Source organism: Bacillus sp. FSL W8-1127, assembly GCF_038006725.1.
Lineage (GTDB): Bacteria > Bacillota > Bacilli > Bacillales > DSM-4216 > Bacillus_O > Bacillus_O smithii.
Genome location: NZ_JBBOVU010000001.1, coordinates 241035 through 254839, shown reverse-complemented (window position 1 = coordinate 254839; position 13805 = coordinate 241035). Strand labels below are relative to the sequence as shown.

General features: G+C 35.3%; 7 protein-coding genes. All 7 read right to left on the bottom strand.

The window, feature by feature from the left end; all coding sequences use genetic code 11:
• Positions 1 to 4: 4 nt before the first annotated feature.
• The 7 genes from NST12_RS01250 to brxF all read right to left on the bottom strand — a co-directional run bounded on the left by NST12_RS01250 (position 5) and on the right by brxF (position 13629).
• Positions 5 to 1057, bottom strand: a complete 1053-nt coding sequence (locus NST12_RS01250) for a hypothetical protein (RefSeq protein WP_341100063.1) — start codon at positions 1055 to 1057, stop codon at positions 5 to 7.
• Positions 1024 to 3213 (bottom strand): DEAD/DEAH box helicase, encoded by a 2190-nt coding sequence (locus tag NST12_RS01245; RefSeq protein ID WP_341100062.1) that lies wholly within the window; start codon positions 3211 to 3213, stop codon positions 1024 to 1026. The genes NST12_RS01250 and NST12_RS01245 overlap by 34 nt, the downstream gene beginning before the upstream one ends.
• A 43-nt stretch (positions 3214 to 3256) precedes the next feature.
• Complete coding sequence (locus NST12_RS01240; protein WP_270584553.1) at positions 3257 to 3970, bottom strand: hypothetical protein; 714 nt, start codon at positions 3968 to 3970, stop codon at positions 3257 to 3259.
• A gap of 3 nt (positions 3971 to 3973) precedes the next feature.
• On the bottom strand, positions 3974 to 5926 hold the full coding sequence (pglZ, locus tag NST12_RS01235) for a BREX-3 system phosphatase PglZ (RefSeq protein ID WP_341100061.1): 1953 nt from the start codon (positions 5924 to 5926) through the stop codon (positions 3974 to 3976).
• A gap of 748 nt (positions 5927 to 6674) precedes the next feature.
• Positions 6675 to 9455 carry a DNA methyltransferase gene (locus tag NST12_RS01230; protein ID WP_341100060.1) on the bottom strand — a complete coding sequence of 927 codons (2781 nt, stop codon included), beginning with the start codon at positions 9453 to 9455 and terminating at the stop codon, positions 6675 to 6677.
• 15 nt (positions 9456 to 9470) lie between these two features.
• A complete protein-coding gene (locus NST12_RS01225) occupies positions 9471 to 13169 on the bottom strand; it encodes a DUF6079 family protein (protein WP_341100059.1) in 3699 nt (1232 codons plus the stop codon).
• 16 nt (positions 13170 to 13185) lie between these two features.
• Positions 13186 to 13629: a BREX-3 system P-loop-containing protein BrxF gene (brxF, locus tag NST12_RS01220; protein ID WP_341100058.1), complete on the bottom strand. Its 444-nt coding sequence runs from the start codon at positions 13627 to 13629 to the stop codon at positions 13186 to 13188.
• Between the last annotated feature and the right edge of the window lie 176 nt (positions 13630 to 13805).

Genomic DNA, 13805 nt, shown 5'->3' with positions numbered 1-13805 from the left:
TCTTTTAGAAAAACATCAGTTCTTTTTCCATTGCTCGTTCCTCGATAATCTCGCCGTTCTTAACAACATAAATGTACACTTTATTCAAAATATCAGCTAAATCTTCAAGATGTTCCTCTGATGGCATATAGTTTGGATCGTTCGTTAGGATGATATAGCGTTCTTCGCCGTTAAAGCGTTCGCTATAAAAATCGACTAACGCTAGGCAATCAAACATTTTTATATTTATCCGTCCGTTTTCTTTTTCGTATTTTTCCACTATATTTTTATAGTCAATAGACATGACTCTCTTACTACGTCCTGAAGGTGCAAGTTGTAAAGAAAGTATTTTCTTTGGTGGCTTCATGCTTATATTCTTTTGGCGACGAATGATGTTTAATCGTTCTTCTTTTTTCATATCTAAGTCAATTAGATGAGCGTTCATTTGGTTAATAAGAGCACTATTGCGATTTTCTATATTTTCTTGTTGGTATTTTTCTAATTTCTCTAGCGCGTTACGATATTGATCATTAAAAGATTTCTCTAGGAACGCTAGAAGCTTATCTAATTGTTTTTGACGTTTGGTTTGAACTTGATCTCTAATGAAAGATGAGTGCTTTAGAACATATCCTGTAAATTCGCTTGTCGCATTATCATTTAATTCTATAAAGTTTTCATGAAAATGGCCAACAAATAACCAGTATGGATCTAGCACAATAATTTCACCATTTTCTCGTTTTGCTAAATGAATATAATGATTCTCAAGTTCTTTTCCTGTTCCATCTACAATGCTCATATTGTATACCTCTACCATTAATGGTTCTGGAATATCACAAGTGATTAAGTATCTCCCCCAAGAACGCTTTTCATTTTCTTTTTTCATTAAATCCATGCTTAATTTAAAAATTGGATGATCACTATTTAATAATGTCACTTCCTCGGATTCATATTCACGAATACCTGTAAAACGGTAGCTTTCTCCTTGATAACGCGAAAATTCATGCAGGCTATCTCGAATAAATTTTGGTAAGCGTTCAATTCGTTTTACTTTGCCATCATTTGTTTTATAAACTCGCACTTTTTTCTTTTTTTCTTTTCTAAAATATAAGTTGCTAAATCTGTATATGCCCGAATTGGAATACGCTTTACTGTCAGATCATTTTGTTCCCGTTTTAAACTAGATAAATCGAGCGGATCTCCTGCCATTCGTTCTTCCTGCATAAGTTTTATCAACTTTTTATGCTCTTCAGACAATGTTTTTTCCATGTTTGCAATGACATCATCTAAATGTTCACGATTTATAATGGCTTCCTGCATCAAGTTTGCTAAACTATCAAACTTTTCTTCTAAAACCTCTCCGATAAAATTATAAACCAAGTCAGCTCCTAGATCTTCTTTCATCCGCTCCATTTTTTCCAGCAAGCGAATCATCACATTACCTTCTCGAGTATTTTCTGCTACTAAATTAAACACAAACACTTCGTTCTTTTGCCCGATACGATGAATGCGCCCCATTCGCTGTTCTAATTTATTTGGGTTCCAAGGAATATCGTAGTTAATAATTTGATTACAAAATTGGAGATTGATAGATTCTCCACCCGCATCAGTTGCAAGCATAATTTGACACTCGTTTCGGAAAAGCTCAACTTGTCTTCGACGCTCATCCATTGAAAAACTACCAACGATTTTTGCGATTTTTGGTACATGCTCAAGAAGTTTTCTTTCTAAATAATTCAACGTATCTGTAGACTCCGTAAAAATGAGAATCTTCTCGTTTTGCTGAAGCAGTCCATTGGTCCCAAACAATGTTTTCTCTAATTCTTGATACTTTTTCTCTACCGCGTAAAACTTAAGATTTTCCGTTTGTTCAATTAATTTCTTTAACACTATTATTTCTTTTTTTAATTCCGTCATATCAACTGTATCGATAGCTTTCTCCAGCTTTTTCTCAATTAATTCTTGTTGATCATTTGCCTCCTCCAAATAATTTTCTAACTCCAGTTGTCCTAACTTCTTAATATAATTTTGTCTCTCTTGTTCTGTTTGCTTGAATAATTTAACTAAGCGTTTATATCTTCTTTTAAGGGATAGATGAATCGCTTCCAATGACGAACTTAAACGACGCTGTAGGAGCATCATCGCAAATGCAGTACTATTGTTTCCGTTACTTATTGCTCGGTTAAAATGCTCTCTTACATATTGCGTGACTGCATCATATAAAGCTAGCTCTTCGTCTGTCAAAGTATATTTAATCGTTTTTGTTGTTCTCTTCGGAAATAACGGTGTTCCGTCAAAATTTTTCATGCTCTCTTTTAGGCGTCTAATCATAAACGGATTCGTTTTCTCACGTAAACTTTCATTCCCACTTATATTAGAAAAAATATCTTCATCAATTAATTTCATTAAATGGCGGAAATTCTCCATGTCTCCTTTATGCGGAGTAGCAGTCAGCAACAAACAATGCGGTGCTTTATGTAAGATTGATTCCCCCAATTGATACAATTTTGTTCTTGTGGTGCGCTTCTTTATTGTTCCATGTGTATAAGCCGCCATCTTATGTGCTTCATCAACGATAATTAAATCAAACTCTGCTTCTTGAATTAATAGTTTAATGTTTTCCCGCGAAGCCCAATACATAGAAGCTAGGCATAAATCGTTAACAACAAACGGATTTTTTCCACCATACTCTTTTAACACATTTCGATTAATAATATGAAAGTGTTCATTAAACTTTTCTAACAATTCTTCTTGCCATTGTCTCACTACTAAAGGAGGGACTAAAATTAAAACACGTTCCACACTATATCTGGCTTTTAATTCTTTAATGAGCATGCCGGACATAATCGTTTTACCAGCACCTGGATCATCAGCAAGCAAGAAACGAATTTGTGGGACTTGGAGCATTCTGCCGTAAACTGCTTCAATTTGGTGTGGTAAAGGTAATAACTTTTTGTTTCCTAATGCTCTTGTTCGTGAGTACTTAACCTCATTGTGTAGCATTAAATATTGTAAATATTTTTGAATGTCATTCGCTTGGATATTACCTTCGCCTTTATTTTCTTTTAACCTTTTTAAGTCAGTTAATTTCTCTTTTTCTAGCATAATTTCATAAAATTGATTGGTTTCTCGCCCGATTGCTTCGATAATATAGAACTCGCCAAATAATTCACAACGCTTAATTTCAACACTTTCTGGGAAATGCGGCCCATATACGATTTCACCAATGTTAAACATAAATTTTCAACCTCCACTGAACACTATAGAAGCCATCTAATCTTCACATAGACAATTCCACCGTTAACATATCCATTCCTTGTCTATTTAAACGAAATTGTTGATTGTTGCGTAATTCTCCTGCACTTATATCAAATGAAAACGGAAAAAATAGAAAATGACTTTGAAGTAGATCAATCGGAATGGCCGTAACATTGGTCGCCCGAAGAATGACTTCCGTAATAAACATATTGAGTTCGGTTGATGCTATTGCCAGTTTAGTGTGTAACTTATATGAACGACCTTTCAACAGATCAATGATTCCCCATGTTTTTATACTTGTTAGTACCGCACTTGTTGCTACTTCTACTCGTCTACGATCGCCATACAACTCCTTCATTTTTCTTCCGATTACTGCACTAGGAACGTCATCTTGTAAGCGGAACAGCCTCCCCATTTCGTATACTAAGTCTTTAAAAAATGGATAAGCGAGAACCGTCATCCCCCAATGAACAAGTAATCGCTCTTCTTTTGTCAAATAAGGAAATATTTCAAGCGCTTTGTCTCGTAACGGAACAATCTCATCGTCTACTAAATACCATATTTTCATTAACATCGTGATAGCGTTTTTTCTTGACTTTGCCCCTTTAATATCACTCCGTAAAAAATAATCTAAAACTTCGTACATTTCCTTTCTTGATAATTTTCTTGCCTCATTCGCAGTAAAATCTAAATGATGTAACATGATTTTCTGATCAAAACCGACTGGTTTAACCATTCGTTATCCTCCTAAAGACGGTATCACTTTCACGAAAGGTACGATGACTTCCTCAATACTAATACTACCATGGCTTACAATCCGCTCATTTTTATTCACAAATGCTTGTCCATATGGAGCTAATAAAGCATAATAATCCTTCGGCAATCCCACACCAGTCCAAGAAATGCCATCGATTTTTTTGGCTGCATCTTTAAATAAAATAGCATCTGTATAAACTCGAACACGTTCTCCTTTTTGTTCTACTAGTATGCCTTCTGATATTCTTCCAATACCTATGCTTTCAGTATTCCCGTGGTCAGATGTAATGTAAATGGTGAAATTTTCTCTGTGCAAATCTGTTAGTAATCGTGCTAAATAGTCAGTATTTAACCACAAATGTAGTTCAGACATCAAACTTTTTTCACCTTGTACGGCTCCATGAATAAATTGATCGACCATATCAATAACAGCGCCATATATTTTAATGTTTGGGCGTTTAAACGCTGCAATTCCTTCCTTTTCATAATCTTCTTTTCCTAATCCTTTTTGAAAAGAAACATATTGTTTAAATACTCCGCTATTTTCCCAAAACGTTTTCCAATGGCTTTCTTCTTTTGCCGTTGTACTAATACTTTGTGAAAATACAGCTGGAAAATTACCAGAGAAAATAGCTTGGCGAGAAACAGATGTTAATGTTGGAACCCAAGCATAAACGCTATTTTCTTCAAAGGAAAAACCTTTATCTTTTAAATAATTCTTTATTTTATTCCATTGAACATAGCTCATTCCGTCCATTACTATTAAGGCAATTTTTTCATTTTGTCCGCGCTTCGATGCAAGAAATTGAGGAATATGATGAACCATTTTCGGTTTAGGAATCGGCGGCAGACTTGTTAATGAATGATAGCTTTCCATCATCCATTTTTCGAACTTTTCGTTTACTTGACGGAATAGATCATTTACTTCGCTCTCATATTCTTGTTTGTTTGTGTTTAAAACGGAGCACTTGTATTCAGCCATCAGTTCCATTATGTTCATCCAATCTTTATAGCGAGAAGCAGAAGTAATTTGCTCCATGATTTTTCCGTGAAGATGACGAAATTTTTCATGCAGAGAACCATCTATATCCACTTCTACACCGTGCTTCATCCAAGTTGGCAAGGAATATGATACGTTCGTTTTTACTTTTCTAATATAGCCTTCTGCAAATAAATCGTTCATTAATCTTCTAACATCTGGATCGGAAAATGGATGAGCTAAATACAAAGGACTTTTCTCTAATACACTTCCTTCTTTCAATTCCATGAGTTGATGAACAAATGTAGCCCATTGCTTCTCTATATATTGAAAAAAATAACTAGAGGATGTAATCAAACCTTTAAGGGGTATTCCTACAAACACGTCCTTGTCTAATAACTTTTCGATTAAAAACTGTTGAACAATCAAAGGTAATTGTTTCTGCTCGTAATGAATCGAAAGAAGTAATTTATATAACTCGACTTCACTATCGATTAGCTCATGAACAATTTTATAAACATGTGTAACGATGTATTCCAACGTTTCCTTATCAGAAGGAGAGCCTTGATAATGTTTATGAGCAGAATATAAATCATCGAACACTTCTTTATCTAATTGTTTAACTATTCCTGATGAAAACTTTGGAAACAATTCGTTAATCTTTAATTCAATATAATACCCATTTTGTAAAAAATCATATGGAAAATAAGTATGATTTTCTTCATTGCTAAAGAAAATTAATTTTATTTGATTTTTCTTTACTTTCTCTTTAAGTTGAGACTCATACAAATAACGAATAAATATACTATCGCTAAAATGAATGACTTCATATTCATTCTCTCTTAATTGTTGTAAAATTTCTTCATCGTTCAATAAAAAATCCCGATCATTAACTAGTAGTAATGAATAAGGCTGGTTTACAAATTTTTTTACAATTTCATCACGCCAAGTTCTCATGTTCTCACCTTATTGATTTTTTCCTTGTATATACCATCATAATTTCAATTATCACAATGTTAAATCGAGTAGGAGGGAGCGATTAACTCCCGTCCTCTCACACCACCGTACGTACGGTTCCGTATACGGCGGTTCAATTAAGATAATTGACGCAAGTCTTTATAACTTCCGTGAATAGCTGTTCTCTTTATGCCAGTGGTCACTCCACCCTCCAAGAGGTCTCCCACGGGATTCACCGCTTCCTCCCTCAAGTGAGGTACTACGTTTTCTGTGTTCATCATGACTCACTGAATACCAAGGGCTATTCTCTCTTAATTGTTCGGTCCTTCTTAGTTGTTCTAGACCAACTAATACTATGACCTCTGCTGACTTCTGACGGTTCAGCTACTTATCACTAAGTAGGTTATGAAGAGTACTTCACATATCCGCCAGACCTCCCCGGGTAAGTACATGCACTTTCACACCATCTATCCGCCTCATTTACTCGATATGACCTTCGACAGAAAGAGCTTTGTTTTGTTATGCAAACTCACTCAATCATACCTAGCCTTATATGAGGTTCGTGTTCCTCGGACCGGTGTTTTGCCTCCAGCTTCCTTCAGATTCCGCGTCACCACGGACACCCTTGCTCTTGGCTAACCTCTACTTCTGTCTTCGGGGTTCGGGACTTACACCCTATAGTTCATGTACATGCCGGGCGCACATAATGGAAAGCCTGATTTTGGGAAAAAATCAGGCTTTCCATTGATTATAATCCTAAGCGTATTTGGGCGTTATCGTAATACATTAACAGCTTATCGTCCTCTTGAATAACTTTCTCAGGTAATCGATCTCCTACTTTGACAATCTTTTCGTAATCTTTATCGCTCCATGCTTTCTTAAATCCGGCACGAATGGCTTCTGTGCGGAATTGTTTAAGCTTTTTCTTGCTCTTTTCTAATTCTTCTAAGTAACCTTCAAATTCACGCAACAATGCTTTTTCACGAAGCTTCTCTAAATCAGCTTGTTTGTTTGGATCTGGTACGTACCAACGGTTCATCGCTTTTTCTTTTAGTTTTACATCATCGTTTTCTAAACCGCGTAAATCTTTATAATTTCGGCGAAGATAACTAGCAATTTGATCTGGTACAGGACCGTCTCCTTCATATTTCAAGAAGTTTTGATGCAATAAGTCATCCAACTCAGGCAACTTCTCATGCTTCGCGATATGCTGGATTTCTTTCATAAAGTTTGGATGAATATCTTGCCGAGTTTGCGGTTTCTTCAATAACTGCTGTCGTAGCCATTCGATGGCACTGTTCTCATCAGACACAAACAAATTCATTTGCACGAATTCTTTGACCAACAACCGTTTTTTATCATACTCCGGTACTTGACTTTCTAAAAACACCATTCCATCACGCATAGGGAATCGCTGTGCCACTTTTTCCTGAAACTCTGCCGATGAAATCGGAACAGGCAAACCGTTTTGGACGTGGTAGGCAACCATTCGGTCAAACAAGATACGTGGTGTACGCTCCGCAATAATTTGTGCCTCGCCTTTATGCCCCATAAATACCGGTAACTGTTCAAGATGCTGACGAACAAACGTCCAAGCAGACTCTTCTGTGTTTTGCTCTCGTCGCATTTTTTCAATATGTTCGGTTTTAGGTTTATAGGCGGAGATAACTAGATCTTGTTTGACAGCGGTTGTAGTTGTTACTGCTTTGAAACTCCCCTGTTTTTTGTCGAGCACAGAAACATTAGCAATAACAAACCCCGTTCTCTGCATAGCCTCTTGTATTGAGTTCCACACACTTGCCTGTGAATTGCTAAACTCAACAGTAATCCAATTTCCAGGCTTCAACACTTTATAATAGGTCTCAAAACATTTTTCAATTAACTCCTGATACTCTAACAAACCTTTTCTCTGAAAGGAATTAATAATAGCTTCTTGTTTGTTATTTGTAATGATTTTTAGCCATGATTCCCAAATAAAGCTTAATTCTGAATACATAATGTTGGATCCAAAAGGAGGATCGGTAAAAATATAATCGATAGAATTCGGTTTGATATCTAAGCTAGATGTTGTACAACAAGATACTACTGCCGCCCTGTTTTTAATAATAAATGCATCAATAAACCTTTTTAATTTATTCTCATATGCATCAAAAACATTTGATTCACTAATTTGAGAACCAATATATAAAGTGCCATTTAACGGATTATATGGAAAGGATACTTCAGGTCTAAAACGATTTAATTTTGAAATATTTATTAATTGACTACTAAATAGTAGTTTCAATTGGTTTGAAAATTTACTTTTAGAAATTTCATTAAATAATTCAGACAATATTATTAATATTCTACGTGTATAGAAATGGTGTACATGTGTATAACCGTGACTGTTTATCGGCTGCTTAGTATTATACCCTTCAGGCAACCTGTTTGTAGGAAACCAGGTGTCTATTTTCAAATTATTTACCTTTTCAAGTAATTCAAAATCTCGCTTATCAGGCTTTTTAAATATTTTCTGGTTATTGTAAGAGTAATTAATAAGTACTAACTCTTGTTTTGCCTGTTCAACAACTTCATGAATAGCATCATCATAATAGGAATATTTAACTCTTTCTAAATTATTTTTAGAAAGTTCAGCTTTACAATGAGGGCATTCAAAAGTTTTCTGAACCTTGCCAGTCTCCTTATCAGCGGCAACTTCCCAAAAAACAAGTTCATTAGTACAGCTAGGACAAGTAAACACATCGCTCCATACAAAGTAATTTACTTTACACTCTATTTCTTTACCAGTTGAAGGATCAATATGTGTAGTTGTAAACATCCAATTAAATTTTTCTTTTATCTTTGTCAAAATTCTTTCTGCTTCTTCCTTAAAGTTATATACATCAACAGGTGTACCGAAATTGTAACCAATAAAGCTAGCTTGTGGAGATAAGTCATTGATTATTGAATATCTCTCTCCTAAAATACTTACTTTCTCATTTTGCTCATTTAAAATCAAATTATTTTCATCAATGGTATATCCTAGACTTTCAACTTGTTTTCTATCACCACATAAACTAGCAGCTATAGCTGTCATTCCTGTTCCTGAAAAACCATCGAGCACTATATCTTTGGGATTAGTGTAATGAAGAATATATCGCATTATTGCCTTATGTGGAACTTTTGTATGGTACATGTGTGCATTATATATTGGATCTCTTTTACCTTCTGATATATCTGCAGTGAATGGTTCTTTATTATATTCATATTCGAAATTGCTAGAATCTCTTCCCCATTCTTCAATAAAATCGTTAATCCATGGATTCGGGCATGCTGTATAGTACGGCGGGTCTGATAAGGCGATGATATCCTCATCATCCCCGATTGGGAAGCCTTCGATTTTCTTTAGTTCCGGCAGTTTTTTGCGTAATTCATTTCGGAAATATTCCCGTCGTTCTTCATCATTTTTAAATGTCATACCTAAGCAGACAACGGGACCGTTGTCTGCTTCTTCATGATCATCTAAAAAAGATATTTGTTTTTCGTCCAATGCTGTTTCCTCCTCTTACTTCTTTACCATGATGCGTACACGATGTGGTTGGTTGTTGCCAACAATTGCCCTCATCAACATTTCAAAGTTTTTTCTCACTTCGCCGACTGTTAATGGGTTGCCATCGCCCATCATTTTTACTAGCTGGTCAATATGAATTTCTTCTTTATGGATTCCTTTTAGTAAGTCATTCATAACTTCAAGAAGGCGAATGTCAATTGGTAAATCAAACTGTTTCTTTTCAATAAAATCTTTTACGAGTTGTTGCTGATCAGCACTTAATAGTGAGATTCCTTCTTGAATAGCTGAATCGTTAAAGTTGGTTAATAATGTCTCTGTCCACGTATTTAACAAATCATCTAACCGTTCTTCTAATTGCTCTAATGAAATTCGTTGTACCATAGCTTCGTCACGCGGATTGAACTTACAATATGGACAAATTGGATCATGTTGCAAGTGCTCGCGTGTCAATTGATAACACGACTTTAATGATTGAATGTTTTTATTCCACTCATCTAGTGCTTGACGAGGTAATAAATCAATTCTTGATACCAACTCTTTTAATGCAAGGTAACGTTTGTCATTCAATAATGCTTTTTTCTTGTTTTCTTCGGTCGCATTTAAACGCGCTTGATGGTGTAACTGTAAATAATGTTGAATATATTCTTCTTTTAATTTCTCTAATACACGCATCTCGCTTGAGCAATCGCTATTTTCTTTTAATGCAATCGCTAAGTTGTCTAACGCTACGTCAACGCTTTCGAGCCACTCTCGATTTGTCGACATGACTAATTTCGCTTTTGATAAGTAATCCGCTACTTTCGTGTATTCGTGGATTTTTTGTTGTAATTGTTCAAGCTTAGCAACAATCTTTAAGTTTTTGTTTTGTTGTTCAATATCGGACACGCTATATTTTAAGTTTGTCATTTTTGCGCGCGTGTTATAAACTTGAAGACCTTCTAAAAACGTTTTTAAGCTTTCGAGTTTTGCGATGTATTCTGCACGTTCGTCACTTGAGAATAACGGACCATCCCAAATATGGAAATTATTGCTGATATCGTTTATCATCTTTACCGTTTTTTCAACTGCTTGACGAGATTGGCTAATTATTCGTTGAATGGCAAAATCAAGCCAACCTTCATCGGTAGCATTTCCTTTACCAACGTCAAACATTTCAATTAAAGCGTTAATTGCTGGGATTGGCAACCCACTCGGTTTTTTAATATGGCTAAAATGAGTTAACTTACTTAAAGGAAGTTTGATAAACTCGCCAAAGTTCATCGCTTCGTATGTTTTATTGTCTACTGTGACAACAATTTCCCCTTGTTGGATAAGAGCACCTAATAATACAACTAATAACTCTGGCTCCATTCGGAACTCTTTTGTCAATCTAATATCTTCTGTCCCTTGAACAGTGTACACAGTTTCGATTAATTCGTTTTGATTAAGTACCTGTCCTCGCCCTTTTTCTTCAAGTTTTTCAATGACCCAACGCGCATATCCTGAACCGCGAACGTTTAATTTACCTTTTTGGTCTAATAATACTAATCCGTTTAAAATCGCTTCCCCTTGACTCGTTATCTTTCCGTTTAAATAAGAAAGTGCATCACTGACATAAGTTGCTATATTGTCTTTCGTTAAATATCCTCTCTCTATTTTTCTGAAAGAAGGATAATCTTTATATTTTTCTTCAAACCACTGACTAAGTAATCCGTCAGCCACTGCGTCAATGATTTCAATTAATGTCGCGTTTCCCGGAAGAAACATACCAAATTCTAATACAGAACCTTTTTTACCGCGATATTGAATTTCAAATGCTTCTACGAAATTCTCTTTTAACCAAGTAGTAAGACGTTTTAAGTACATCTCTACCTTACGATTGTATAAATGCTTTGTTGTAGAAGCGTCATTGCTCATTTCACGTGCTCCGCCGTATAGACGCAATAACCGTATAAATTCACCATCCTTTTTTGTCATACGGAAGAACACTTCATCTGCTTTTTCTTCATCTTTAAATTTTGGTGGCTCAAATGGTTGTAACATATAAATATAAAAGTCTCGCTCAGGTTGAGCAGTCGAACGTTCATTTGGCGCACCAAAGAACAAATAACCTTGACGTTTAACGCGGCGGTCTTCCCAAGGAATTTCATGCAACCAAATTTTATAGCCGGTTACATATGTGTTATCAGTTACTTCGGTTGCTTGTTTTAATATTTCAAAATAGTAGCGATCCAGTTGGTTGTCCGTTAACTCTTCCCCACGTTTTTCAATTAACTCATCTACAGCGATATCTTTTTTTACATCAAGGTAATACTGACCGTTCTCTTGGTTCGCAGAAATATATTGGAAGCTAACCGCTGTCATGATTTCTTTTAACACAGATTCAATCGTTGTCTTTAAGAAATCGGCAGCTTCATCCCCCAAATCTAGTAACATTCCAATATTTAAGAATAACTTGTCCCTTAATTCTTCGGAAGTAAGACCCACTGGGGCATTAATATCATCTGTCGCTAGACGATAGACTGCAAGAGCATTGACAATTCGTAACGCCGCTGGTTTATAGGTAGGCCGTTTTAAGCCGTTTTGCACCCGATCTTTTAGTGTCTGTACTTTGCCCATCACTTCTTTTACATCAGGATTACTTTTTAGTGATGAGTCTTCTTCAATATACTGCCAATAGTTGTCAAATGAAATCATCCCTGTTTCATTATCAGGAACCTCTTCTGTCAAGAGCTTGCGAATTTCTTTACTAATTGTTTGCAATACAACACGTTTTTCTGCAATATTTACTTTTTCAAATGTTTCTAAATAGGCCGGATGGATGGGGAAAAGGTTAACATAAGTCTCCATATCTTCCCCAAGGCGATGGTATAATGATGTAAATTTACTTAAATGCTCACGAATGAACGCTTTTTGCTTTTCATCCTTTTTCAATAGACGTTCCGATACAACATAAGCAATGTCTTCGCGGATAATTCTTACTTCTTGGAAACGTTCTTTTACGCGGCGTAATGAATCAGCCACAAATTGAAATTTGGGGTTATCAAATAACATTTCTTGGATCCCGGCGATAAAACGTAAACGAGTTTTACTACAAACTTCTCCGAATTCGCGTAAAAAACCTAAATCTAAAGTCAAATCTTGCTCTTTCCTGCTGCGTAAATAATCTAATAACTCGTCTACTACTAGCATAAGTCCTAGATCTGGATATTGATCATGGAATAATTCCATCATTTCATACAGCATATCTTTATTATTTGTAACTTCACTTGCTTTTGGAAAAGTATAATCAATCCCTAGATTCGCTAAACCTTGCTGAAGAGCTTGACAAATAATATCACGCAGAGACATCGCAACAGCACCGATCTCTGTACGTATTACTTTAAACTTTCCTTCAATTTCTGTTGCTTTTTTGGCAACACGTTCATTTTTAATATGTTTGCTCGCCCCTGGTTGTTCAGCAATCGTCGAAATCACACTCATTAAGTGCGATTTACCTGTACCATAATTCCCGACAATCAATAAACCTTTATTATCTACTATACGATCAAACTGAATTTGTTCGATGATAATATCATCTAATTGCTCGGCCATACGATCGGAAATAACATATGTATCAAGTAAGTGAAACGCGCGTTCTTTATCATCCGCATCGCGTAATTGCACGACGGATTCAATCGGTTCGAATTGAATTAAATCACTGTAACGCAACATGATGATTCTCCTCCATTTATAAAGTTACTATTTTCCCTTCGAATTCACTATATTTAAAGTATTCCGGATGGTCAGGAGTCGCGTAAATTAAAGATTTACCGTCAAACTGTCCTGGCCAAGATACTAGGAGTTTAAATCGTTTACTTAAATGTTCAAGTAATCTTACAGGATGTTGTTGTAATTGTTTGTCAAACAATATTTCAATATTTCCTAGCCAAATTATTGAATCATGATATAGGTTCAATATCTCATTCAGTATTTCTCCAATTTGTAAAGGAATATTAGATTTAGGAATATTCTGCAATTTTTTGCTTAATTGTAAATTGAGATTTATGTATGGAATAGATAAAGTACTTGCAAAGTGTCTATCTTCATCTTCCTTAAATCCAACGATAAAAATAATCTTATTCCAGCGAAATTCCAACGAATCAATCTCAGAGGTAATTTTATGAAGGCTCATGGTCTGTGCACCTTCCATTATATACTATTCACTAATACCAACAGATGATTATTTAACATATTACTATTTTACTAAACAACAAATAAAAATATGCACCATTTTGTCGATAAATATTTCCTTATAATACTATACTCATAATCTGCACTAACTATCAAATGAAAATGTACAATATAATA